This window comes from Hydrogenophaga sp. FG152, from assembly GCF_057809615.1.
Genome location: NZ_JBMDKH010000001.1, coordinates 94516 through 117891 on the forward strand (window position 1 = coordinate 94516; position 23376 = coordinate 117891).

The following is a 23376-nucleotide window of genomic DNA, read 5'->3' on the forward strand; positions in this document are numbered from 1 at the left end:
TGTGTGGAAACATCTTTGGCAACGGCCTACAAGACGCTGCGGCGGCCACAGCGACCAAGTGCGGCAAGTCGGTGATCTCAAGCACGGTTGCGAAGGGGCAAGACCCCCTAAGCTCTCATCTCCGCCATCAGTCTCTCGGAACCAAGGATCTTGATTACTCGCCGCAGGTTGTAGGCCAGTACCTGCAAACTCATCTCGGTTCGCACTCGCGGCAGGGTCCTGGTGAGGAAGTGGGTGGCCCCCATCCAGGCCTTCAGCGTTCCGAACACGTGCTCTACGGTGCACTGTCGTAGGCGAGAGGCAGCGGGTGCACCATCAAGGCGTGCCTGAACGACCTCGAGCACATCTTCATGCTCCCATCGGCTAATGCGCCTGTACGGGGCCGGGGTGCACTGTTCTTTGAGATGGCAACCAGGACAGGAAGACGACCAGTACTTGTTAAGCGTCTTGCCGTCCTCGACTGTGGTGAATCGGCGGATAGCCTTCTGCCCTGCGGGGCATCGGTACTCGTCGCGCTCCTTGTCATAGATGAAGTCTCGCTTGTCGAAGCGCCCCTCAAATTTGCCGCCCGAGGTCAACGCCTTGGGCACCATGGTCGCGATGCCGGCCTGCTCACACTCCAGAATCTGGTACCCCTCGAAGTAACCGCGATCGGCCAAGACGATCAAGCTCGGGTGTGCAGTGGCCTCTTTGGCGGCCATCGCCATCGCAGCCAATTGCCCACGGTCTGTCACGGCGTTTGTCACCTCGTGCGCAACGATCAGGTGGTGTTTGGCGTCGACCGCAGTCTGGACGTTGTATCCCACCACCGCGGAGCCCAGACGGCTCGTCGCCATAGAGCGGGCGTCGGGATCGGTGAATGAGACCTGACGCTCCTGCGAGGATTGCAGATGCGCCTCGATCTCGCCGAGGCCCCGCATCTGCTCCTTGATCTTGCTGATCTTCTCCTTCAGACGCGCCACTCGATCTGGAAGAACGATCGTGGGATCACGGTCGGCGCGATCAAGCTCGGTCAGATACCGGTTGATGCTGTGCTCCAGTTGCTGCATCCGCACCTGGCGGTGATGGTTTGCGTGTTGCCATGTGTTGCTAGTCCGATTTCTTCAACACCCATATTGTGATCGACTAACGCTTGAACTTGACTCGGCCACCTGAGACCTTTCGAACAAGATGCCTTGCTTTACTCGCGGATATTGCGCGCAACTCGCTCTCAGCTTGGACCAAAAGTATTGTGACGATTCGCTCAACGGGGCGAATTTTCGAGGAACGACGGCAACAGATTGGCTTTTGCTGGTTAGACAGTCGGGCAGCGGGCGCTTGCTCTGCCGGCATCGGTCCCATGGCAGCATTGCCCGCATAAGCGGTCATCAGGCCAGCAACAAGGCGGATGTTTGTATGGTGGCGAACGAGCCATCACTTCGATTTTCGGGCGCGGCCATGGAAGGCGGCAAACGCTGCTTAGCGGCTGTTGACCAACCTATTGCTTTTGCCCGTCGCTAAAAAGACAACAAGAAAAAGCCCGCCCACCAACAAGGCGGACGGGCTAAAGCTGTAGATCCACAAGGAGACAACAACAGCAACTGCGGGGCGCCACACACCGCATGGTGCCTGGCCTGGCGCCATTGTACTGTACGTTAATACAGTATCTTCCGCAGAAGCGCTGGCTCAGGCAGCCGACCCCAGCTGTTCCGAAAGAAACTCCAGCACCACGCGCACCGAAGGCAGCAGGCTGCGGCGGTGCGGCACCAGCGCGGTAGTGGTGACGCTGCCCGCCGTCCAGCGCGTCAGCACGCGCACCAGTTCCCCACGCGCCAGGTGGTGTTGGCAAATGCTCTCGGGCAGGCACACGATGCCCAGGCCGGCCGTGGCCGCGTGCAGCAGCGCCACGGATTCGTCGGCCACCATGCGCGGCTGCGGCTCGGCGGTCTGCACTTCGCCTTTGCTGTTGCGCAGCGTCCAGCGCGTGGCGTCCACGCCCGTCAGCAGGGCCTGGTGTGCCGCGAGGTCGCTCGGCTGGCGCGGTGTGCCGTGCTCGCGCAGGTAGGCCGAGGCCGCGACCACCATCACGGGCTCCACCTTGAGGGTGCGCTGCACCAGGCCCGAGTCGGGCAGGGGGGCGAAGTGGCTGCGCAAGGCGATGTCGAAGCCTTCCTGCACCAGGTCCACAAACCGGTCGCTCGCGTGCAGCTGCAATTGCAGGCGGGGCCAGGTGCGCGCGAGCGTGGGCAGGTGGGGCGCCAGCTGGAACTGCACCACCGGCACGGCGGCGGTGAGCCGCACGGTGCCGCTGGGTTCGGCCAGGCGCGACTGCACCACCTGCTGCGCGCTCTCCACCTCCACCAGCGCGGCGCGCGCGTGTTGGTAGAAGTCGTGCCCGGTGTCGGTGAGGCGGAAGCTGCGCGAATTGCGCTCGATGAGGCGCACGCCCAGGCTGGCTTCGAGCGCGGCCACGCGTTTGCTCAAAGTGGATTTCGGCACCGAGAAGCGCCGGGCCGCGGGCGCGAAGCCGCCGCTTTCCACGGCCTGGGCGAACAGGGTGAGGTCGTTCAGGTTCATGCCGCCATTGTCCACAGATGTGGACGATGCGTTGCCTTTTGCCTGTCTAGGCGGCCATCGTCCACGCCGCAAGAATGCACTCCTTCGTCAACGCAACAGGAGTTGAAACCAACCATGAAACCCATTCTTCTTTTCTACGGCGTGCCCGAGGGCTGTTCGTTTGGCGCCATCGTGGCGCTGGAGTGGAGCGGCCTGCCTTACCAGCTGTGCCGCATCCAGATGCCCGAGGTGGTGAGCAGCGAGGCCTTCAAGCGCATCAACCCGGTGGGCGAAACGCCCTCACTGCGCACGGCCGATGGCCGCTTCGTGAGCCAGAGCATGGCCATCCTGCATCACATCGGCGCGGCGGCGGCTGCTTCCAGTGAGTTGGTGCCTGCGCAGGGCAGTGCGGAGTTCGACCGCTTCAACGAGATGCTGGCGTTCCTGAACACCGATTTCTTCGAATCGTTCGCACCGCTCTGGTACGCGATGGAACACGGCCTGCAAGGCGAAGCGTTGCGCGCGGTAACGGCCATGGGGCATGACAAGGTGCGCCGCGCCCATGCCGCGCTGGAAGGTTTGCTGGCCGGGCGCGACTGGCTGGTGGGCGAGCGCCGCACGGCGGCGGACGCGTACTTCCTGGGCATCGCGCGCTGGAACGATTTCCACCAGGTGCTGGACCGCCGCGACTACCCGGCGTTGAATGCCTTGTACGAGCGCCTGCAGGCCGACCCGGCTGTGCACTTCGCGCGTGGGGTGGAGCATGGGGAGGTGGTGCGCAGCACGGGGGCGTTTGCCGGGCAGGTGGAGCTCGGGGCGTTGGTGTAGGGCGCGGGCGCCTCGTTGAATTGCTGAGGGCGAGCACATTGTTGGGCCATGGCATACCGATTCATCGACGTTTTGGTGAGGCATTACATCCAGAACGCTTCGCAGTCTTCAGCGCATCCTGCATGATCTGAGGGAGGCCTGTGCGTCAGGCCTCCAAGTCGATCGATGGCTCGTCATGACATCAGCGGAGGATGAAAACGTGCCTGAAAAAAACGAGACTGCAAGTCCTCAGCCACTCGCAACGGATCGCAGCATCCAGCTGACAAAAATACTGGTGTGGCCGCTTTTCCTGTTGGCAGTGTTATTTCTGTTTCGCGGCGTGATCGCACCACGAGACTTCAGTCTCAACGAGAAAGGTATCTTGATCAGTTTCTACCTTCTTGAGGCTGAAAAGCGGGGTGGGCCTGCGAACGCGCCACCCAAGAACCCTCCCGATGCGCGCGAGATACAAGCTACGGCCAAAGAGGCCAGTGAAATCAACCTTGGCAGTCGAAGAGTTCTCTGGGTCGATGACAACCCACAGAACCAAGAGTACGAGCGGCAAGCGCTTTCCGCACTCGGAATTCAGTTTGTTCTGGCCGAGTCAACCGCCAAGGCGATCCCTCTTCTTGGCTCACAGAAGTTTGATCTGGTCATCACAGATTTCAAGCGAGCTGACGATCCACAAGGTGGATACACATTGCTCGCCGAGGTCAAGAAGGTCAGCCCGACAACGCCGGTCATCATCTATAGCGCGTCTGCTACACCCGAGCTAGAGCAGGAGGCCCGCCAACGCGGTGCCTATGCCGAAACGAATCAACCCCAGCGGCTGTTCTCGCTGTCGGTCGCCGCTCTGAGGGGTGCGAAGTGATGGCCTCGGGAGTCAACAGCGCAGTTCAATTCTGTCTATGCCGAAGCAGCTGTTCTTGAGGCTGCGCTCTCGCTCAATCCGCCTTCAGCCTCACCGCCTGAAACACCCGCTGCAGCCGTTGCGCTTCGGCGCTGTAGAAGGTCTGCGCCTGTTTCAGCGGCATGGCGCGCGTGAGCGCCACGCCGCCGGCTTCACGCGTGTACACGCCGAATTCGGGCCCTTGCAGGGCGGTGTCGATGGCTTTGTGCACGGCGGTTACCACGTCGGTGGGTGTCTGGCGCGGCAGGAAGACGCCGGTCCACACGGTGTAGACGAAGTCTTTCAGGCTGGCGTCAACCTCGCTCAGGCGCGGCAGGCCGGCCACGGTCTTGTCGGCGGTGTGGGCCAGGGCGCGCAGGGTGCCGGCTTCGATCAGCTTGGCGGTGCTGCCGGCCATGGGCAGGAAGGCCACGTCCACCTGGCCGCCGATGAGGTCGTTCACGGCCGGTGCCAGGCCCTTGTAGGGCACGTGCATGAGCTGCTGCGTGCCGGTGAGCATCTTGAAGTGCTCGCCCATGAGGTGGTAGAGCGTGCCGCTGCCGGGCGTGGCGTAGGTCAGGGCTTTGTTGGAGGGGTTCTTGAGGTAGTCCACCAGGGCCTGCGCCGAGTTGATCTGCAGGCTGGGCCGCACGACGAGCGCGATGTTGGTGTACGAGAGCTGCGAGACGAGCACGAGGTCGTCGGGCTTGTAGCGCACGCTGGGCATGGTGAGCGGTGGCAGGATGGGCTCGGCCACGGTGGTGAGCAGCATGGTGTGGCCGTCGGCCGGCGCGGCCAGCACCTTGCCCACGCCCATGGCGCCGCCGACACCGGCGAAGTTTTCCACGATCACGGTTTCGCCCAGGGCTTTCTGCATCAGCGGTTGCATGACGCGCGCGACCATGTCGGCCGGTCCGCCGGCAGGGAAGGGCACGACGACGGAGATGCGGCGCGCGGGGAAGGCGCTGCCCTGTGCGTGGGCCAGTGGGGCAACGAGGGAGCCGAAGGCCGGCGCCAGGGCGGCGGCCAGCAGGGAGCGGCGGGCGATCTTTTTCATGGGTGTTGTCTCCGGTGTGGTGGGGCGGTCAGGCGGCGGCCTTGGCGGGCGGCGTCGCGGGGCGGTGCTGCTTGCTCTGGTCGATGCGGTAGAGGCGCGTGGCATTGCCGCCGAGGATGAGTTCCAGCGCATGGTCGGGGATCTCGGGCATGTCGAGGGCGCGCGCATGCTCGTTGATGTTCTGCACGGTCTTGTGGAAGGTCCACATGAAGGGATTTTCCGAGCCGTAGAGCAGGCGTTCCCAGGGGTTGACGCAGCCGAAGTCGTGGATGAGCTGGTACACGGTGCGCGGGTGGTAGAAGCCCAGCGCGCTGAGGTCGGCGTGGAAGTTGGGGTTGCGCGCGACCACGCCCATGGCTTCGGCGGCGTAGGGGTAGCCGAGGTGGCAGATGACCACTTTCATCTTCGGGAAGCGCTGGCCCACTTCGTCGAGCAGCCAGGGTTGCTGCAGTTTCATGTCGGCGCCGCAGACGGGCGTGAAGCCCATGTGGAAGTGCACCGGCACGCCGAGCGCGGAGGCGGCTTCGTACAGGGGTTCGCAGGCCTTGTCGCGCGGGTCGAAGTGGGCGTAGGTGGGGTAGAGCTTGATGCCGCGGAAGTCGTGCTCGCGCACGCAGCGCTCCAGTTCGTCGGCGGCGCCCCAGGGGTCGATGATGGGGTCGGCGCTGCAGATGCCGATGAGCCGGCCTTTGGAGGCTTTCACTTGCTGGGCCACGAATTCGTTGGGCACGTTGTAGGGGCGCTGTTCGGGCGGGAGCACGCGGTTCCAGTTGCCGGCGAGCACGCAGCACACGTCGATGCCGACTTCGTCCATCACGTGGACGAGCATCTCGCCGTCGCGGCGCTCGGACTTCACCTCGGTGCTGTGGTACCGAAAGCCACGGTCGCTCCAGTTCTTGCGCAGCTCGCTGTAGATGTGCTGCGAGACGTGAACACCCGGCTGGCCCAGGTGGATGTGGTTGTCGACGACGAACATGCGGTCTCCTGATTGATGTGGGGCCGAAGTGTAGTCATCGAATAGTTTGATGTCAAACTAATAGACGGAGAATGATTGGGCGACTGCGTGCTATCCTGCGCGTCGTCCATGGCCGATTGCTCCCCCCCTTCCTCTCCCGCGCTCGACGCTTACGTCGGGTACCACCTTCGAAAAGCGCACAACCAGGCGCTGCGCCGGCTGGACCTCGCGCTGGGCAAGCTGCAGCTGACCACCGCCATGTATGGCGTGCTGGAGCTGTTGAGTTGCAATGTGGAGTTGCCGCAGGGCCAACTGGCGCGCGGCGTGGGGCTGACGAACCCGTCGATGGTGCCGCTGGCGGACAAGCTGGCCGAGCGCGGCCTGATCGACCGCACGCGCCAGGCGCACGACCGCCGCACGGTGTACCTGAAGCTCACGCCCGAGGGGCGCAAGTGCTGGAGCCGCGCCGCGCGCATCGTGCGCGAGCACGAGGCGGCGCTGCGCGCGGGGCTCTCCGATGCCGAGACCGGTGAGTTGATCCGGCTGCTGGGCAAGCTCGGGGACTGAAGGGAATCGCCCCTGGGTTTAGGTTGCTTCGGCTGCGATCGGGTTGCGCAGCACGCCCAGCGCATCCACTTCCACTTCCACCACATCACCCGGCTGCATGTAGAGCGGCGGCTGGCGCTTGAAGCCGACACCGCCCGGGGTGCCGGTGACGATGACGTCGCCCGCTTCGAGTTCGGTGAAGGCGCTGATGTGCGCGATGAGCGAGGGGATGCTGTGGATGAGCAGGTCGGTGGTGGTGCGCTGCACTTCCACGCCATTGAGGCGGGTGATGAGGGTCATGACCTGGTCGGGGCGGATCTCGTCGGCCGTGACCATCCAGGGGCCGAAGGCCCCGGTGCGCGCGAAGTTCTTGCCGGCGGTCCATTGCGAGGTGGCGGTCTGCCAGTCGCGGATGCTGGCGTCGTTGTAGCAGGCGCAGCCGGCCACGTGCGCCCAGGCCGCGCTCTCGGCGATGCGGCGGCCCGGCTTGCCGATGATCACGGCGATCTCGCCTTCGAAGTCGAGTGCGGTGGACTCGGGCGGGATGAGCAGGGCCTGGCCGTGCCCGGCCTGCGAGTTGGCCACGCGCAGGAACAGCGTGGGCGCCTGCGTGACCTGCCGGCCGGTCTCGGCCACGTGATCGGCGTAGTTGAGGCCCACGCAGACGATCTTGGCCGGTCGGCCGATCACGGGCAGGAACTCGACGGCGTCGAGCGGGATGCGCTCGGTGGCGGCGCGCGCGAGGGTGGCGGCTTGGTCAAGCAGGCCTTGCGCGATCGCGCTCTGGAGGTCGGGCGCGAGCGCGCCCAGGGCGGGGCGCAGGTCCACGAGGTGCTGGTCGTCGATCACGGCGCCGTAGGTGGCGGTGCCCTGGTGCAGGAAGCTGGCGAATTTCAAGAGAGGCCTTTTCGGGGTGGGGTCAGTTCAGGGGGACGCCGGCGGCGTCGATGGCGCGTTTCCAGTAGGTGAATTCGGCTTTCCAGAACTCGCCCATGGCTTTGGCGCCCATGGGATCGGGCACGGCGCCGAGCTCGGTGAGCGTGCGCACCACCTCGGGCCGCGCGCAGGCTTCGAGCGTGGCTTTTTCGAGCTGGGCAACGATGTCGCTCGGCGTGCCAGCGCGTGTGAACACGCCGAACCAGCTGGCGTTGGAGAAGCCTTTGACGCCCGCTTCGGCGAAGGTGGGCACGTCGGGCAGGGCGGGGGAGCGCTGGTCGGTGGAGACGCCCAGGGCGCGCACCTGGCCGGAGCGGATGGGGCCGATGACGCCGGTGATGTTGTCGAGCACCGCGACGATGTTGCCGCCCATGAGGTCCTGGATGGCGGCGGCCGCGCCTTTGTAGGGCACGTGTTCCATGGCGAAGTCGCCGTCGCGCTTGAGCAGTTCGCCGGTGAGGTGCATCACGCTGCCGGTGCCGCCCGTGCCGTAGCTGGCGCGGGCAGGGTTGGCTCGCGCCCAGGCGGCGAACTCCTTGAGGTTTCGCACCGGAATGTCCTTGTTGATGATCAGCACGTTGGGCAGCTTGGCCACCATGGCCACGGGCTGGAAGGCGCCGATGGGGTCGTAGGTGAGCGTCTTGGCCTGGGTGATGGGCGTGAGCACGGCCGAGGTGACGATGTTGGAGAGCAGGGTGTAGCCATCGGGGGCGGAGCGGGCCACGTCGGCCGCGCCGATGGCGCCGGCCGCGCCGCCCTTGTTGTCCACCACCACGGTGCCCTTGAGCACTTCGCCGAGGTGCTTGGCGACGAGGCGGGCGACGATGTCGGTAGAGCCGCCGGCGGGGTAGGGCACCACCATGCGGATGGGGCGATCGGGATAGCCGGCGGCGCGGGCCAGGCCACTGCCCATCAGGGCGGCCAGGGCCGTGCCACCGGCCACGACGCGGCGGCGGGTGAGACCATTCGAGGGGTGTGCGTTCATGGAGCTTCTCCTGGTGGGGCGGGGGTGGTGGTGAGGTGTGTTCAGCGCAGCGACTGGCGCAGGTGGCGGATGGCGTCGCCCTGGCGGCCGATCCAGGTGTCGTCGAGCGCGCGGGCGCGGCGGATCAGTTCTTCGAACACGCCGATGCCGCTGAGGCGGCCGAACACGTGGCCGTGGATGGACGGGTTGAGGCGCACCGCGCCGGGCTCGTGGCGTTGCACGAAGTCGAGCCAGTCGTCGAACAGCTCCAGCATCTGGCGCGGCGCGTTGCCGTAGCGGATGGCGTGCGGCGTGTCGTTCATCTCCATGCCGCCGGGGAAGGCCGCGATCTCGCGGTCGCCGAAGCGCACGAGGTAGGGCAGGTCGTCGTTCATGGTGTCGCCGTGCCATTCGTAGCCTTCTTCGGCGAGCAGGCGCGCGGTGCGCACGCTGGGCGAGGCGCGCGGGCTGATCCAGCCCACAGGGCGCACGCCGCAGGCTTGTTCCAGCAGCTCGGTGGTGCGGCGGATGTTGGCGCGTTCGGCGGCTTCGTCGAGGTAGGCCGGGATCACGTCCATGCCCCAGGAGTGCGCCACGATTTCATGGCCGGCGTCGGCGATGCGGCGCAGCGTTTCAGGGTAGCGCTCGGCGAGCACGCCGCAGACCAGCATGCTGGTCTGGATCTGCTGGCGCTCCAGCACGTCGAGGATGCGGTGGATGCCGCGCCGGATGCCGTACTCCACCCAGCCGAGCGCGTTCAGGTCGGGTATGCCGGGCTTGAGCGGGTTGCCCATGGGGCCGAAGCCCGGCCACTGGTCATCGGACCAGCCTTCCAGCGCGACGCGAAAGAAGATGCCGAGGCGTTTGCCGCCGGGCCAGCGGAAATCGGCGGGGGGCAGGGTTTCGATGGCATCGGCGTGCACGTCGAGTTTCTGAGGCATTCGGGGCTCCGGGTTCCAACCGCAAGGCGCCAGTGCCTTGCCTGATGGAGCCCGAGCTTACGGAGTCGCCTGTGCAACCACAAACGACTTCTTTTGCACGCAGCGTTGATTTGCGCGCAACGCTAATGCACCGCTTCAGAGCGCGGCGCGCCCCACTTCGGTGAGGTGTTTGAGAAAGGCCGCCGAGGCCACGGGCAGCTTGCGCTCGGAGAGCACGCAGACGTCGATGCCGCCCTGGCAGAGCAGCGCGTCGTCCAGCGGCACGCCCACCAGCTGCTCCATGGCGAGCTCGTTGCGGATGGACATGTGCGAGAGCAGGGTGATGCCGCCGCCGTTGCGCGCGAAGCCGCGCAGCACCGCGAGCGAGTTGGCTTCCAGCGCGGGCTCGATGTGGACCTTGGACATGTGGCTCTGCAGGTCGATCAGGCGGCGCACGCCGAAGCTGTTGTCGGGCAGGGCCAGGCGCTGCCCGGCGATCTGCGACAGCGTGAGGCTCTTGCGCCGCGCCAGCGCGTGGCTGGGCGCCATGACGGCGAGCAGCGGCGCGTGCAGGTGCAGGGCCGAGTGCATCTCGGCCTTGGGCTGCAGGTTGAAGACCAGGCCGATGTCGGCTTCGCCGCTGGCGATGCCGTTTTCCACGGCGCCGGTGCCGGTGATGCGCAGCGAGAAGGTGATGTTGGGGTAGGCGTCCTGGAACTGGGCGATGGCGGGGGCCAGGAAGTCCGAGGCGTAGCCCTCCACCGAGAGCAGCGACACATGGCCGCGGTGCAGGTTCTGCAGCGCGTCGAGCTCGGAGCGCATGCGCTCGATGCCGTTGAGCGCGTCGCGCACGTGGTTCAGGTAGACCTTGCCGGCGGCGGTGAGCACCATGCCGCGCGCGCGCCGCTCGAACAGGGTGACGCCCAGGTCTTCCTCCAGCTTCTGCAGCTCGCGGCTGAGCGCGGAGGGCGTGACGAACAGCCGTTCGGCGGCGGCGCGGATGGAGCCGCTCTGCGCCACTTCGAGGTAGCGCAGCAGGGAGGTCTGCAGGATCATGCGGCGATTCTAGGATGGGTGTTGCGAAAATCGCAACCCATTGTTCAAAACAAATCGTTTGATGCGACGCCATTCGGCAGGCACATTTGCGTCTCCAACGTTTTTCCGCACACAGGAGTTCCCATGACCAAACAAGTGATCTACAGCCCCAAGGTGACCCGCACGAAGGCGCCGCACGCCCACGCCGTGCGCACCGGCAACCTCGTGTTCGTCTCGGGCTGCCCGGCCTACCACGGCGAGATGCAGCTGGCCAAGGGCGACTTCACCGCGCAGATGCGCCAGTGCATGACCAACCTGCAGAACATCCTGGAAGAGGCCGGCTCGTCGCTGGCGCAGGTGGTGAAGGTCAACGTGTTCCTGGACCGGCGCGCCGACTTCGACGAGATGAACGAGATCTACCGCGAGTTCTTCGGCAACGACCCGCAGACCTGGCCGGCCCGCACCACCGTCGAAGCCCGCCTGCCGCGCAAGGATTTCCTGCTGGAAATCGAGTGCGTCGCCGAAGTGGAGTGATGGCCATGGGCAAGATCGAAGCGCGCCTGGCCGAGCTGGGTATCGTGTTGCCCGATGCGCCCATCATCAAGGCCAACCCGGCGCTGGTGCCGGGTGTGGCCGTGGGCAATCTGTTCTTCTGCCAGGGCGCTCTGGGGCACCACAACGGCGAGTTCCCCTACCTGGGCAAGGTGGGCGACAAGGTCTCGGTGGACGAGGCCTACCAGTCGGCCCGGCTGTGCGCGATCAACCACCTGGCCCAGGCCAAGGCCGTGCTCGGCGACCTGGACCGGATCGTGCGTGTGGTGCAGCTGCTGATCTACGTCAACGGCGCGCCCGGCTTCGAGCGCGCGCCCTACGTCTCCAACGGCGCGTCGGACCTGTTCGTGGAGGTGCTGGGCGCCGAGCGCGCGGCCATGGCGCGGGCCAGCCTGAGCGTGCCCGACCTGATCTACACGGCGCCGGTCGAGACGATCTGCACCTTCGAAATCCAACCCTGACCCTTCCTCCCTCCGATACGCGCAAAGGACCACCGCCATGCAAAGACGTCAACTCATCCAAGCCCTGGGCCTCGGCAGCCTCACGTCGGCATGGCCGGCTTTTGCCGAGGCGTTTCCCTCCCGTCCCATCACGCTGGTGAGTCCCTGGGCGGCCGGCGGCACGAACGACCTGCTGTGCCGCCTGCTGGCGCGCGAGGCCGGCGGCGTGCTGGGCCAGCCCATGGTGGTGGACAACAAGCCGGGCGCCAGCGGCGTCGTCGGCACCACGGCGGTGGCCCGCTCCAAGCCGGACGGCTACACGCTCACGCTGGGCAGCACGCCCGGCTACGCGACCGCGCCCGCGCTCTACCCCAACCTGCCGTACGACCCGCTCAAGGACTTCACGCCCATCATCGGCGTGGCCACGGTGCCCAACGTGCTGGTGGTGCCGCCTTCGCTGCCGGTGAACTCGGTGCAGGAACTCATCGCCTACATCAAGGCGCGCCCCGGCCAGGTGGCCTATGCCTCGGTGGGCAACGGCTCTACCCAGCACCTGTGCGCCAAGCTGTTCGAGCGCATGACCGGCACCGAGATGATCCACGTGCCCTACAAAGGCACGGCACCCGCGATGCAGGACCTGCTGGCTGGCCGCGTCACGCTGGCGTTCGAGAACATGCCGCCGCTGCTGCCGCAGATCCGCAGTGGTGCCCTGAAGGCGCTGGCGGTCACGTCGTCGCAGCGCGTGGCGCAGTTGCCCGACACGCCCACGCTGGCGGCTTCGGGGCTGGCGGATTTCGGGGCTTCCGTGTGGTACGCGGTGTTCGCCCCAGCGGGCGTGCCCGCGCCGATCGTGACGCAGCTGCAGAACGCTTTCACGCACGCCCTGCGCCAGCCGTCGGTGACGACGCAGCTCGCGCAACTGGGCCTGACCACGCTGGCCTCGGACGCGGCGGCCACCAAGGCCTTCGTGCAGGCCGATGCGACCAAGTGGGGTGGCATCATCCGCTCGGCCGGCATCACGGCGGATTGACGACACAGCAGCATCAGGAGCGGACCTCATGAACGACAAGGAACAGGCCGGCGGGCGTCTGGCGGGGCGCACCGCGCTGGTCACCGGCGCGGGCAAGGGGCTGGGCCGCGCGATCGCGCTGGGCTTTGCCGGCGCGGGGGCCGACGTGGTGCTGATGGCGCGCACGCGCAGCGACCTGGAGGCGGTGGCCCGCGAGGTCGAGGCGCTGGGCCGGCAGGCCCTGGTGGCCGTGGCCGATGCCACCGACTCGCGGCAGGTGAATGCGGTGGTGGAACAGGCGGTGGCGTGCTTCGGCCGCATCGATGTGCTGGCCCACGCGGCCGGCGGCAGCCTGCGCAAGCCCAGCGTGGACGTGACGGACGAAGAATGGGATGGCGTCATCTCGGCCAACCTCTCGTCCACCTTCAAGGTGTGCCGCGCCGTGGGCCGGCACATGCTGGCGCAGGGCGGCGGCTCCATCATCAACCTCTCGTCCACCGCCGGCATGCGCGGCCGGGCCGGCAACGCGCCGTACTCGGCGGCCAAGGCGGCGGTCATCAACCTCTCGCGCGCGCTGGCGATGGAGTGGGCGCCGAAAGGGGTGCGCGTCAACGTGCTCGCGCCGGGGCGCTTCCTCACGCCGCTGACCGAGGCCGAGATGTCGGTGCCCGAGAAGTACGCGGCCTTCGTGCGCCAGGTGCCGCTGGGCCGCATCGGCCAGCCCGAGGAAATCCAGGACATCGCCGTGTGGCTGGCCTCGGACGCCTCGGCCTACGTGACCGGCAGCACCATCACGCTGGACGGCGGGCAGACGCTCGCCTGACCGCCGGCTTTTCCTTTTCGAATTCCACGCCCCGGCGATCTGGCCGGGGCGGGAGCCTTCCTGTCGCTTCACCATGCCCTCCGCCCTCTCGAACATCCTCGCGCTCAAGGACTTCGCGCCGCTCGCGCAGCGCCGCCTGCCCCGGCCCATCCACGGTTATGTGGCGGGCGCGGCGGAGGACAACGTCTCGCTGCGCCGCAACCAGGACGCGATGAACGCCCACGGCTTCGTGCCGCGCGTGCTGGTGGACGTGTCGCGCCGCACGCAGCAGCAATCGCTGTTCGGCACCACCTACGCCAGCCCCTTCGGCATCGCGCCCATGGGCCTGGCCGCGCTCTCGGCCTACCGGGGCGACATCGCGCTGGCCAAGGCCGCGCGCGAGGCCGGCATTCCCGCGATCCTGAGCGGCTCCTCGCTCACGCCGCTGGAGGACGTGGCCCAGGCCGCGCCGGGCACCTGGTTCCAGGCCTACCTGCCGGGCGACGAGGCGCGCATCCTGGCGCTGCTGCAGCGCGTGCGCCGCGCGGGCTACGAGACGCTGGTGGTCACGGTGGACATTCCCGTGAGCGCCAACCGCGAGAACAACGTGCGCAACGGTTTTTCCACGCCGCTGCGGCCCAGCCTGCGGCTGGCGTGGGAAGGGGTGTCGCACCCGCGCTGGCTGTTCGGCACGTTCGCGAAGACGCTGTGGCGCCACGGCATGCCGCATTTCGAGAACTCGTTCGCCGAGCGCGGCGCGCCCATTCTGTCGAGCAACGTGCTGCGCGACTTTTCGCACCGCGACCACCTGGACTGGTCCTTCGTGCAGCGCATCCGCGCCTTCTGGACCGGGCCGCTGGTGATCAAGGGCATCCTCAGCGTGGCCGATGCGGTGAAGGCCAAGGCGTTGGGGGCCGACGGCATCGTGGTTTCCAACCACGGCGGGCGCCAGCTCGACGGCGCGGTGGCACCCATGCAGGTGCTGGCGCGCATCGTGGACGGCGTGGGCAGCATGCCGGTGATGGTGGACGGTGGCTTCCACCGAGGCTCGGACGTGCTCAAGGCGCTCGCGCTGGGGGCGCGCTTCGTGTTCGTGGGCCGGCCGTTCAACCACGCGCTGGCGGTGGCCGGCCAGCGCGGCGTGGCGCACGCCATCGAGCTGCTGCGCGCCGAGATCGACCGCAACATGGCCATGCTGGGCGTCACCGACTGCGGGCAGCTGGATCGCGAACTGCTGCTGCCGACGCCGCCCTGAACGCGCTCACTTCGTCGAGGCGGGGCGCTGGTCCACCGAGACCTTCAGGTCCTGCGCGGTCTGCAGGTGCTCGCGCAGGGCCGGCAGGTGTTTGGAGGCGAAGGCCTTGACCTCCGGGTCGCGCGATTCGAGCGCGGTTTTTTCGTACAGGGGAATGGCGCTCTTGTAAGCCTCCACGCCCATCTGGTTGAGGTAGCGGCGGTCGAAGGTCTCGTCGCCCAGGCCGGCGATGATCATCTCCTTGCCCTTCTGCAGCATCGAGGGCTCGGTGGGCAGTTCCTGCTGCTTGGCGGCGGCGAGCGTGCGCAACTCTTCGCCCACCTTGGTGTGCTCATCGACCATGCGCTGCGCGAAGTCGCGCACCTTGGGGTTGCGCGCCTTGGTCAGGGCCAGGCGGCCGGCGGACACCTCGGCATGGCCGTTCTCGGCGGCCTGTTCCAGAAAGGTCTTGTCGACCGGCGCCAGCGGCTGCGCGAGGGCCGTGGTGCTCCACAGCAAGGTGGTGGTGAACGCCAGCGCGGTCAGGGGGCTTGCTCGGTGTTTCATGCGGGGCTCCTTGAATCCGTGGAATCCCCTCACCGGCAAGAGGTGTGCCCATGTCGGGCAGGAACGCCGTTTGCCCTGCAACGACCATGAGCCGCACCATTCGCCTGCCCCCTTCGCCGCCGCCGGCCGATGCCAGCGAGTTGCTGGACTCGGTGGCGGGCGAGGAAGACCCGGGCGCGGCGCTGGACGCGCCGGTGCCGCCGCCGCGCGCGCCGCTCAGCGGGCCTGCTGCCGGCGAGTCACCAGGCGGGCCGCCGCCAGGTCCCAGCCGCCCCAGCCGCAGTTCTTGAAGAACACGGGGCCGCGCACCGGCCGGGGCGATGCGAGCCAATCGGCCAGGGTGGGCACGGCGGTGACATCCATGCCGGCCTGCAGCAGGTCGCCGGCCTCGTGGTCGGCGTCGCGCGTGTCCACCACCAGCGTGCCGCGCGCGGCGAGGTCGCGGCAGACCTCGGGCGCCCACTCCACCATCTGCGGCGTGTAGGCGCCCACGGCGCTCACGAAGGCGTCGTCGCGCGGCGTGCCGCGCAGCGCCACCTGCCGGGCCGGCGTGGTGCTCACCACCAGCGGGCACTCGGCCAGCGCGGCGTCGGCATCGTCCACGCGGCGCGCGTCCAGGCCGAGCGTGCGCGCATGGGCCACCAGCGCGTCGGCGCTGGCCGCGTTGCGCGAGGCGATGCGCACCTCGCGCACGCCCAGGCCGGCGGCAAAGGCTTCCAGGTGCGCGCGGCCCTGCACGCCCGCGCCGACGATGAGCAGCGGGCCATCGCGCCGGGGCGCGAGCAGGCGCGCGCCCAGCAGCGAGACGGCCGCGGTGCGGCGCGCGGTCACGGTGGGGCCGTCGAGCAGGGCGGTGCGCTGGCCGGTGGCGACATCGAACACCACGATGTCGCCCTGGATGGTGGGCAGGCCGCGCGCGCCGTTGTCCGGAATCAGGGTGATGAGTTTGGTGATGGCCACGCGCGCGTCGACGGCGGGCATCGCGAACAGGGTGCCGCCACCGGGCAGGGCCTGCACGATGCGCGCGGGCACCGCCACCGTGGGGTCGCTCAGCAGCGCCTCGATCTCGTCGGCCAGCTCGGGGTAGGGCAGCGCGGCGGCGGTGGCGCTGGGGTTCATTTCATGCGGTAGCGGTACACCCCGTCCGCACCGGTTTCGCGCACGGCCTCGTCGCGAGCGAGCAGGTGGTTGAGGTGGGCCACGCCTTCGCCGGTGGCCATGCCCAGCAGTTCGCCATTGCTGTCGATGGCGCGCGCGAACAGCGCACCGAACACGTCCACCGTGCGCTTGGGCGATTCGGCCAGGCTGCGGCGCAGGCGCTGCAGGCCGCGCTCGTGGCCTTGCGCCAGGCGGTCCAGCCGCGCGTGCAGGCCGCGGAAGGGCTCGCCGTGCGCGGGCAGCACCAGCAGGTGGTCGCCCAGCGTGCTGCGCAGGTGCTCGATGCTGGCGATCCAGTCGCCCAGCGGGTCGGCGTCGGGTTCGGTGGGGAACACGCTCACGTTGGACGAGATGCGGGGCAGCACCTGGTCGCCCGAGACCAGCACGCCGAGCGACTCGCTGACGAGGCAGGCGTGTTCGGGCGAGTGGCCCCGGCCGATGATGACGCGCCAGTCGTGCGCGCCGATGCGGACCGTCTCGCCGTCGCTCAGGCGGCGGAAGCTGTCGGGCAGCGTGTGCATGTACTTGCTGTAGCCGCCGAAGCGGGTGCGGTAGATGTCCAGCGCTTCTTCGTTCCAGCCCATCTGGCGGTAGAACTGGATAGCGTCTTCCGGGGCTTCGCGGCCGGTGTCGGCCACCAGCGTGCGGCAGGTGAGGTATTCGAGCCGGGTCATCCACAGCCGGCACTGGAACTTGCGCGTGAGCCAGCCGGCCATGCCGACGTGGTCGGGGTGCATGTGGGTGCAGAACACGCGCGTGATGCGCGCGCCCTGCGGTGTGGCGGCCAGCGGGCCTTCGGGCCCGGTGAGCTGGCGCCAGGCGGCCAGTGTTTCGGGCGTCTTGGTGCCGGTGTCGATGACGGCCCAGCCCGTGCCCTGTTCGTCCTCGTCGGCCACGGCCCAGAGGTTGATGTGGTTGAGCGCGAATGGCAGCGGCATGCGCAGCCACAGCACACCGGGCGCGACCTCGCGCACCTGGCCGGGCGCAGGCGGCTCACCACACGGGTATTGCAGGGCGTAGGGGGTGTCGGGGGCGGTGGCCGGATCGTCCGGGCGGCCGTCGGAGGTGGGGGCTTCGGGCATCGGGGGATTATTTCAGAAGGCCCCCCGGCGCGCTGTCACCCCGGGTTTCAGACTTCGCGCGCGCCGGCCCACCAGCCGCTCATGAGGCTGGCAGGCTTGGTGCAGGCGCACACGCGCGCGCTGCATTCCCAGGCTTCCACCTGCACATTCAGGCCGGCGAACACGCCGTAGCCGGCGCCGGCGCGGATGACCTCGTGGGCGCTGAGGCTCTCGCCCGCGCGGATCGCGCCTTCGGCCACGATGGAGCGGCCGGCCTTGATGCCCCAGCCGGCTTCCAGGTGCATGGCGCATTCGATGGTGCCGCCGGCCTGGATGCCGTCGCCCGCGCGGATGCTGTCGCGCGCTGTCAGCCGGCCGCCCACCACCAGGCTCTTGCCGCACTCGATCGGGCCCTGGGTGATCAGGTCCTGGCCCACGTGGGCGTTGCCGGCCACGTGCAGCGAGCCGCCGCACCACAGGTCCCAGGCCGCGCGGATGTCGCCGCCGCAGCGCAGCTGCTCGCGCGCGTCGATGCCCCAGGCGGCCTTGATGTGCCCGGTGGCCTCCAGCGAGCCGTCGCTGCGCACGCTGCCGCCGGCCTTGATGTCGTCGCCCGAGACCAGCGACTGGCCGACCACGATGCTGCCGCCGGCCTGGATGCCGCGCCCGGTGCGGATCAGGGTGTCGACCTCGATGTTGCCGCGCACCACCAGCGAGCCCGCGAACACCAGGGCCTCGGCGGCCACGGCGTCCACCTCCATCACGGCGTTGGTGGGGCCGAACTGCGAGAGCAGCCAGCAGGCGTCGCTCACGCGGCCGGCCTCCACCAGGGCGTCGAGCAGGTCCTGGTAGTTGCTGCCGTTTTCGTGGTGGCGCAGGAACCAGCGGAAACCGTCGGCGCAGGGTTGTTTGGTCTTGATGAACTGCTTGGTGAGGTCCATGGCCGGCGTCATCCCTGGCTCGCCATCACGGGCACGGGTTCGGCCAGGCCGTCGAAGGGCACCACCAGCACATCGCTCTCGGCCCATTTGGCCAGCCGCTGGGCCACGCTGCCGGTGAGAAAGCGCGCGAGCGCGGAGGCGCGGCGCTTGCCGACCACCACCAGTTCGGCGCGGGTGGCCTGCTGCTGCACGGCGGTCTGGTACGCGGGGTCGCCGTTGCCGACGTCGAAGGCCATGGCGCTGCCGGCCATGCCCAGCGCGCGGGTGAGCTGCATCAGCCGGTCCTTGGCGTGCTGGCGCGAGTCGAGGCGATTCGCGCGGATGGCCTCGAAGGACACGTCCGCCGAGCGCAGCTTGGATTCCTCGATCGTGTCGATGGCGTGGAACAGCTGGAGCGCCGAGGGGCTGGCAAAGCGGCGCGCGTAGGCGATCAGGTCGCGCGAGCGCGGCGTGAGGTCCACCGCCACCAGCACCTGCTCGTAGGTGCGCCCGGCCGCCTGCTTGACCACCAGCACCGGGCAGGGGCTGTCGTGCACGAACTGGTCGAGCGTGGTGCCGCGGTAGAAGGTTTTCCAGCTGCGTTGCCACAGGGGGCCCATCACCAGCAGGCTGGCGTCGCGGCATTCCCGCATGACGTCGTCCAGCGTCACGGGGTTGCGCTCCAGGGCCACGGCCCGGATGCCATGGCGCCGGGTCAGCTGGCGCGCGCGCTGCGACAGGCGCGCGATCGGGTCGGCGAAGAAGCGGTGGGGCTCTTCCGCGAAATGGATGAGGCGCAAGGGCGTGTTGTGTTGGCCGGCGAGGAGCGCGGCCCGATCCAGTGCGTGCTCGGACTGTGTCGTGAAGTCGGTGAGGGCGAGAATGGAATCGAAGGTCATGGGACATCCTGGACGTGCGGGGGCCAACCCCATGGCGGCGGGCCGATGGGAGCGTGACGAAGGGGGCGCGGCGGGGGCGCGAGGGAACTACGTGGTGTAGTCGCCGCTGGCTTCGGGCTGGAACAGCAGCTCGACAACCTCGGCCTCGCAGGCGTCGCCGTTGGGCGTGCGCCAGCGCGCGATGGCGCCCACGCGCTGGCCGAGCAGGCTGGCGCCGACGGGCGAGAGCACGGAGATGAAGCCCAGGTGCGGCTCCGCATCGGCCGGGTAGCACAGCGTGAGCTTCTGGCGCTTGCCCGTGGCGACGTCTTCCAGGATGACCTGCGAGTACATCGTGACGACATTGGCCGGCACCTCGCGCGAGGGCACGAGGTCCAGCGAGTCCAGCGTGTCCGCCAGCTCGGGCGGCATCTTGCCGCCGCGCAGGTTGTTCAGGCGCGTGAAATCGAGTTCGGTGAGCAGGCGTTCACCGGTCAGGGTCTTGTGCATGGAGCACTCCATCTGGTGCGGCCATGCTGCGGATGTGCAGTGGCCACGATCGCGCTGGGCTGGGGCCCGGCGATAGATGGTTTGCGCAAAAAGGAGGAGGGGGTATCGCCGGGCTTAGGAATGTGCGGCCGGCTGGCGCAGTCCCGCCGTGCCCATCAGCTTGCGACCGGCCACGGCCGAACCTGCCATCAGGGGCAGGCGCGTGTGCAGGTGGAAAGTGAGGGTGGACCGGGATGCCATGGGGGGTATTGTAGGCGCGGAGCCCATTCTGGCAAGGCTTGTGCGGTTGTTCTTCAGCGGCGCGGGTCCTTGCGCGGGGCGGTGGGCGAGGAAGCCGGTGCCTTCTGCGACGGGGACTTGCCGCCCGCGCCGGGCACGTAGCCGGCGCGCCGGCCCGCGTCCAGGCCGGGCGTGGCGCGCATGTCCGTGTCCACCTGGCCGTCCTGGAGGTCCTGGTGCGCCTGTTGCATGTCGGGGTCCGGCGCGCTGGCCGTGCTGTCGGTGGACTGGTCGCGTTCGTGCGGCAGTTCCAGGTGGTCGTCGGTTTCCCTGGCCGGTGTCGAGCCGGGGGCATCGGGCGTGCGGCTCACCGGGTTCGCAGGGTCGCGCTGCGGCGCGCCGGAGGGTCGGTTGGGCGCATCTGTGCGGGGCTTGCTCATCTCGAATCTCCTGAGGCGTGGAGGTGTCCACCGCGGCGGCAGCGGCAAGGCATGTGCCCGCAGACTGACACGCGGCCGACGCACAGGCACTCGACTTGCCCCCGATTCAGGGCGCACGCCATCCTGCGTGCCTTCAGGAGATCACCATGAAATCTTTCGTTTCATCCCGCATGGCGCTGGGTGTGGCGGCCGCCGCCACCTCGCTGGTGCTGCTGGCCGGCTGCGACCGGCGTCCCACCGATGTGCCACCGCCCACGACAGACGAGACGCAGCGCGACCGCACCACCAACCCACCCATGCCACCGAGCGCGCCCGCCGTGCCGGTGCCTGAGACGACGCCGGCACCGCCGGCCAGTTCGCCCGCGACGCCCGCGCCCGGCGGCACCACGCAATAGGCACTTGCGCTGCTCCCGGGACGCGAGGTCCCGGTTCAACGGCGCTTGTTCTCTTTCGGCGCGGGCGGCGTTTTGCCGCCCGCCTGGCGCGCTTCCGACAGGCCAATCGCAATGGCCTGCTTGCGGCTGCGCACCTTGTCGCCTGAACCGCTTTCCAGTTCCCCTTCCTTGTACTCGTGCATGACCTTTTTCATCTTGCGGTCGGTGATGGTGTCGGACTTGCTTTTGGTGGACGTGCTGGCCATGGAAGACTCCCGTTGAAAAGCGATGGGGTTGTGGTCTGGGCGAACGGCGTACCCGGGACAAAGGGGGTGAGAAGCGGGCGTCTCGAACTTCTTGCGGCAAAACGGGCACACGCCTTGCCAGTGCAGGGGACTTCTTCCAACACCATTACAGGAGTGCCTGATGACCATGGTTCACGCCCACGTGCCCGACGTGCCCAAGCCCACGCCCCCGGTGCCACCCCCGCCCCCTCCGGGGCAGCCCGTCGTGCCGCCGGAAACGCCCACGCAGTTGCCGCCGGACATCCGCGAACCCGAGGTGCCGGACGAGCAGACGCCCCCGGCGGGCGACCCGCCGCGGCAGCCCACGCCCATCGTGTCCTTGCATTGACAAGGCCGGCTCGGACACCGGCGCGCGGCCGTGCGTGGGCCGGGCAAACGGTGGCATCATGGGCGCCGCTTCGATGCACGAACACGCCCGTGGGTGGGCGCAGACCAAGGAAACGTTAGAGATGACCCATGTCCTGATCGTGGACGACGATGTGGATGCTTCCGCGATGCTCGGCGAGCTGATCGCCATGCAAGGCCTGACCGTGGCCACCGCGAACACGCTGCGCGATGCGCGCAAACAGCTGACCCTGCAGGCGCCCGACCTGGTGCTGCTGGACCTGCGCCTGCCCGATGGCAGCGGCATGGATCTGTTTGCCGACCCCGAATTGCTGTCCAACTCCGAGGTGGTGCTGGTCACCGGCCACGCGAGCCTGGAGACCTCCATCCTCGCGCTGCGCCTGGGTGCGGTGGACTACATCGTCAAGCCGATCACGCCCAAACAGTTGCAGGGCGTGCTCTCGCGCGTGAGCAAGCCTTCCGTGTTCAAGGCCGAGGTGGCGGGGCTGACCGCCAAGGTCGCGAGCACCGGCCACTTCGGCCAGCTGTGGGGGCGCTCGCCCTCGATGCTGCAGGTGTACGAGCAGATCACCCGCGTGGCGGGCACCGGCGTGTCGGTGTTCATCACGGGCGAGAGCGGCACCGGCAAGGAGGTGGTGGCGCAGACCATCCACGAGCTCAGCCGGCGGCGCAAGATGCCTTTCCTGGGCGTCAACTGCGGCGCCATCTCGCCCAACCTGATCGAGAGCGAGATCTTCGGCCACGAGAAGGGCAGTTTCACCGGCGCGGACCGCCAGCACCAGGGTTTCTTCGAGCGCGCGTCGGGCGGCACGCTGTTCCTCGACGAGATCACCGAGATGCCGCTGGACCTGCAGGTCAAGCTCTTGCGCGTGCTCGAGACCGGCCGCTTCCTGCGCGTGGGCGCGACCCAGAGCCAGGAAACCGATGTGCGCATCATCGCGGCGACCAACCGCCAGCCCATGCAGGCCGTGGCCGACGGGCGCCTGCGCACGGACTTGATGTACCGCCTCAACGTGTTCCCGATCGACCTGCCGCCGCTGCGCGAGCGCCTGGACGATGTGCCTTTGCTGGCGAACCGTTTCCTGCGGCTCATCGGCGAGCAGGAGGGCAAGGAGAAGAGCTTTTCGCCCGAAGCGCTGGAGCGGCTCACGGCCTATGCCTGGCCGGGCAACGTGCGCGAGCTGCGCAACGCGGTGCAGCGCGCCTACGTGATGACGTCTGGCGGGGTGATCGGCGCGCAGTGGCTGCCGAGTGCCTCCGAACCGCCGGTGGGCGCGGTCGCGCCTGCGCCGGCCGTGGCGAGCGCGCCGGTGACGTTGGGCGCCAGCCCGCAAGGTTCGGTGGTGCTGCCGCTGGGCATTTCGCTCGCCCAGGCCGAGCAGACCCTGATCCTGGCGACGCTTCAGCACTACGGCCGCCAGAAGGAACGCACCGCCGCAGCCCTGGGCATCAGCCTGAAGACGCTCTACAACCGCCTCAAGCAGTACGCGGCCGAAGACCCGGCCGACGGGCCCCAGCCCTAGGACGCCCTTGGAGGTTGCGCAAGGCACGCCGCTTGCCGCGCGGGGGGCAGGAGGGTGACCCACCGGTTGCCGCCGCCACAGGAGTGCCCCATGTCCCATGTCACCGCCGCAGGCGAGAAGAAGCCATGTGTGCTGGCAATGGCCGATGCCAGCCCGGCCCCGCGCGCTGAAACCGCGCACGAACCGCGACCGTGTGCCCTGCTGTGTGCGGATGCCACGGCCGACGGCGCGAGCGCCCCCGGAGCTTCCCCACCACTTCCTGCGCCCACCCCGGTGCCCTCCGCCCCGCCCGAAGACGAAAGCGCCGACCCGGTGGGCGACGGGCACAGCGACGCGGAGTGGGCCGAGCGCCATCCCCAGGGCCGTTGAGGCTGCCAGGCAAAAAAAAGCCCGCG

At 68.4% G+C, this 23376-nt stretch carries 29 protein-coding genes and 1 pseudogene; 13 read left to right on the forward strand and 17 right to left on the reverse strand.

Annotation, left to right across the window (positions count from 1 at the left end; genetic code table 11):
* Nucleotides 1-107: 107 nt before the first annotated feature.
* Together ACODTB_RS00460 and ACODTB_RS00465 are read right to left on the reverse strand one after the other, a co-directional pair.
* Nucleotides 108-1058, reverse strand: a pseudogene (locus ACODTB_RS00460) (transposase); the annotation flags it as partial.
* Nucleotides 1059-1665: 607 nt separating this feature from the next.
* Nucleotides 1666-2556 (reverse strand): LysR substrate-binding domain-containing protein, encoded by an 891-nt coding sequence (locus ACODTB_RS00465; RefSeq protein ID WP_291115787.1) that lies wholly within the window; start codon nt 2554-2556, stop codon nt 1666-1668.
* 114 nt (nt 2557-2670) lie between these two features.
* On the opposite strand from ACODTB_RS00465, the gene ACODTB_RS00470 reads away from it, so the two are divergent.
* Together ACODTB_RS00470 and ACODTB_RS00475 are read left to right on the forward strand one after the other, a co-directional pair.
* A complete protein-coding gene (locus tag ACODTB_RS00470; RefSeq protein WP_291115789.1) occupies nt 2671-3363 on the forward strand; it encodes a glutathione S-transferase family protein in 693 nt (230 codons plus the stop codon).
* Nucleotides 3364-3538: 175 nt separating this feature from the next.
* Entirely contained in the window at nt 3539-4213 is a 675-nt protein-coding gene (locus ACODTB_RS00475) for a response regulator (protein WP_291115792.1), read from the forward strand.
* 73 nt (nt 4214-4286) lie between these two features.
* Here ACODTB_RS00475 and ACODTB_RS00480 read toward each other — a convergent pair whose 3' ends face one another.
* Complete coding sequence (locus tag ACODTB_RS00480) at nt 4287-5288, reverse strand: Bug family tripartite tricarboxylate transporter substrate binding protein (RefSeq protein WP_291115795.1); 1002 nt, start codon at nt 5286-5288, stop codon at nt 4287-4289.
* Between the two features lie 28 nt (nt 5289-5316).
* On the reverse strand, nt 5317-6264 hold the full coding sequence (locus ACODTB_RS00485; RefSeq protein WP_291115798.1) for an amidohydrolase family protein: 948 nt from the start codon (nt 6262-6264) through the stop codon (nt 5317-5319).
* Between the two features lie 108 nt (nt 6265-6372).
* On the opposite strand from ACODTB_RS00485, the gene ACODTB_RS00490 reads away from it, so the two are divergent.
* Nucleotides 6373-6810 (forward strand): MarR family winged helix-turn-helix transcriptional regulator, encoded by a 438-nt coding sequence (locus ACODTB_RS00490; RefSeq protein WP_291115801.1) that lies wholly within the window; start codon nt 6373-6375, stop codon nt 6808-6810.
* Between the two features lie 18 nt (nt 6811-6828).
* Here ACODTB_RS00490 and ACODTB_RS00495 read toward each other — a convergent pair whose 3' ends face one another.
* The 4 genes from ACODTB_RS00495 to ACODTB_RS00510 all read right to left on the reverse strand — a co-directional run bounded on the left by ACODTB_RS00495 (nt 6829) and on the right by ACODTB_RS00510 (nt 10665).
* Nucleotides 6829-7686, reverse strand: coding sequence for a fumarylacetoacetate hydrolase family protein (locus ACODTB_RS00495; RefSeq protein WP_291115804.1), 858 nt, complete (start codon nt 7684-7686; stop codon nt 6829-6831).
* 22 nt (nt 7687-7708) lie between these two features.
* Nucleotides 7709-8710, reverse strand: coding sequence for a Bug family tripartite tricarboxylate transporter substrate binding protein (locus tag ACODTB_RS00500; protein WP_291115807.1), 1002 nt, complete (start codon nt 8708-8710; stop codon nt 7709-7711).
* Between the two features lie 41 nt (nt 8711-8751).
* Nucleotides 8752-9630, reverse strand: coding sequence for a polysaccharide deacetylase family protein (locus tag ACODTB_RS00505; RefSeq protein WP_291115809.1), 879 nt, complete (start codon nt 9628-9630; stop codon nt 8752-8754).
* 135 nt (nt 9631-9765) lie between these two features.
* Nucleotides 9766-10665 (reverse strand): LysR family transcriptional regulator, encoded by a 900-nt coding sequence (locus ACODTB_RS00510; RefSeq protein ID WP_291115812.1) that lies wholly within the window; start codon nt 10663-10665, stop codon nt 9766-9768.
* Nucleotides 10666-10788: 123 nt separating this feature from the next.
* On the opposite strand from ACODTB_RS00510, the gene ACODTB_RS00515 reads away from it, so the two are divergent.
* The 5 genes from ACODTB_RS00515 to ACODTB_RS00535 all read left to right on the forward strand — a co-directional run bounded on the left by ACODTB_RS00515 (nt 10789) and on the right by ACODTB_RS00535 (nt 14702).
* A complete protein-coding gene (locus ACODTB_RS00515) occupies nt 10789-11178 on the forward strand; it encodes a RidA family protein (protein ID WP_291115815.1) in 390 nt (129 codons plus the stop codon).
* Between the two features lie 5 nt (nt 11179-11183).
* The gene (locus ACODTB_RS00520; protein ID WP_291115818.1) at nt 11184-11657 is read left to right on the forward strand and encodes a RidA family protein; all 474 of its coding nucleotides are present in this window, start codon (nt 11184-11186) and stop codon (nt 11655-11657) included.
* Between the two features lie 37 nt (nt 11658-11694).
* A complete protein-coding gene (locus ACODTB_RS00525) occupies nt 11695-12666 on the forward strand; it encodes a Bug family tripartite tricarboxylate transporter substrate binding protein (RefSeq protein WP_291115820.1) in 972 nt (323 codons plus the stop codon).
* 28 nt (nt 12667-12694) lie between these two features.
* The gene (locus tag ACODTB_RS00530; RefSeq protein WP_291115823.1) at nt 12695-13468 is read left to right on the forward strand and encodes an SDR family NAD(P)-dependent oxidoreductase; all 774 of its coding nucleotides are present in this window, start codon (nt 12695-12697) and stop codon (nt 13466-13468) included.
* A gap of 73 nt (nt 13469-13541) precedes the next feature.
* Nucleotides 13542-14702, forward strand: coding sequence for an alpha-hydroxy acid oxidase (locus ACODTB_RS00535; protein ID WP_291115826.1), 1161 nt, complete (start codon nt 13542-13544; stop codon nt 14700-14702).
* A 6-nt stretch (nt 14703-14708) separates the two neighbouring features.
* Here ACODTB_RS00535 and ACODTB_RS00540 read toward each other — a convergent pair whose 3' ends face one another.
* Nucleotides 14709-15248: a DUF4142 domain-containing protein gene (locus ACODTB_RS00540; protein WP_291115830.1), complete on the reverse strand. Its 540-nt coding sequence runs from the start codon at nt 15246-15248 to the stop codon at nt 14709-14711.
* Between the two features lie 86 nt (nt 15249-15334).
* Between ACODTB_RS00540 and ACODTB_RS00545 the strand changes: the two genes are divergently transcribed.
* Nucleotides 15335-15538 carry a hypothetical protein gene (locus ACODTB_RS00545; RefSeq protein WP_291115833.1) on the forward strand — a complete coding sequence of 68 codons (204 nt, stop codon included), beginning with the start codon at nt 15335-15337 and terminating at the stop codon, nt 15536-15538.
* Here the strand turns inward: ACODTB_RS00545 and ACODTB_RS00550 are convergent.
* The 7 genes from ACODTB_RS00550 to ACODTB_RS00580 all read right to left on the reverse strand — a co-directional run bounded on the left by ACODTB_RS00550 (nt 15465) and on the right by ACODTB_RS00580 (nt 20434).
* On the reverse strand, nt 15465-16367 hold the full coding sequence (locus tag ACODTB_RS00550; RefSeq protein ID WP_488929038.1) for a delta(1)-pyrroline-2-carboxylate reductase family protein: 903 nt from the start codon (nt 16365-16367) through the stop codon (nt 15465-15467). The genes ACODTB_RS00545 and ACODTB_RS00550 overlap by 74 nt on opposite strands.
* Nucleotides 16364-17488, reverse strand: coding sequence for an MBL fold metallo-hydrolase (locus ACODTB_RS00555; protein ID WP_291115838.1), 1125 nt, complete (start codon nt 17486-17488; stop codon nt 16364-16366). Before ACODTB_RS00555 ends, ACODTB_RS00550 begins: the two co-directional genes overlap by 4 nt.
* A 47-nt stretch (nt 17489-17535) precedes the next feature.
* A complete protein-coding gene (locus tag ACODTB_RS00560) occupies nt 17536-18408 on the reverse strand; it encodes a hypothetical protein (protein WP_291115841.1) in 873 nt (290 codons plus the stop codon).
* Between the two features lie 8 nt (nt 18409-18416).
* Nucleotides 18417-19286: a universal stress protein gene (locus ACODTB_RS00565; protein WP_291115844.1), complete on the reverse strand. Its 870-nt coding sequence runs from the start codon at nt 19284-19286 to the stop codon at nt 18417-18419.
* Between the two features lie 87 nt (nt 19287-19373).
* Complete coding sequence (locus tag ACODTB_RS00570; protein ID WP_291115847.1) at nt 19374-19775, reverse strand: GreA/GreB family elongation factor; 402 nt, start codon at nt 19773-19775, stop codon at nt 19374-19376.
* Between the two features lie 114 nt (nt 19776-19889).
* Complete coding sequence (locus ACODTB_RS00575) at nt 19890-20015, reverse strand: hypothetical protein (RefSeq protein WP_291115850.1); 126 nt, start codon at nt 20013-20015, stop codon at nt 19890-19892.
* A gap of 53 nt (nt 20016-20068) precedes the next feature.
* Entirely contained in the window at nt 20069-20434 is a 366-nt protein-coding gene (locus ACODTB_RS00580) for a hypothetical protein (protein ID WP_291115852.1), read from the reverse strand.
* A gap of 146 nt (nt 20435-20580) precedes the next feature.
* Here ACODTB_RS00580 and ACODTB_RS00585 point away from each other — a divergent pair, with 146 nt between their 5' ends.
* Nucleotides 20581-20829: a hypothetical protein gene (locus tag ACODTB_RS00585; RefSeq protein WP_291115854.1), complete on the forward strand. Its 249-nt coding sequence runs from the start codon at nt 20581-20583 to the stop codon at nt 20827-20829.
* 35 nt (nt 20830-20864) lie between these two features.
* Here the strand turns inward: ACODTB_RS00585 and ACODTB_RS00590 are convergent, their stop codons facing one another.
* Complete coding sequence (locus ACODTB_RS00590) at nt 20865-21074, reverse strand: DUF6496 domain-containing protein (RefSeq protein ID WP_291115857.1); 210 nt, start codon at nt 21072-21074, stop codon at nt 20865-20867.
* A gap of 160 nt (nt 21075-21234) precedes the next feature.
* Between ACODTB_RS00590 and ACODTB_RS00595 the strand changes: the two genes are divergently transcribed.
* The 3 genes from ACODTB_RS00595 to ACODTB_RS00605 all read left to right on the forward strand — a co-directional run bounded on the left by ACODTB_RS00595 (nt 21235) and on the right by ACODTB_RS00605 (nt 23350).
* Entirely contained in the window at nt 21235-21441 is a 207-nt protein-coding gene (locus ACODTB_RS00595) for a hypothetical protein (RefSeq protein ID WP_291115860.1), read from the forward strand.
* 121 nt (nt 21442-21562) lie between these two features.
* Complete coding sequence (locus ACODTB_RS00600) at nt 21563-22981, forward strand: sigma-54-dependent transcriptional regulator (RefSeq protein ID WP_291115863.1); 1419 nt, start codon at nt 21563-21565, stop codon at nt 22979-22981.
* Nucleotides 22982-23071: 90 nt separating this feature from the next.
* Entirely contained in the window at nt 23072-23350 is a 279-nt protein-coding gene (locus ACODTB_RS00605; protein ID WP_291115866.1) for a hypothetical protein, read from the forward strand.
* The last annotated feature ends 26 nt before the right edge of the window (nt 23351-23376 follow it).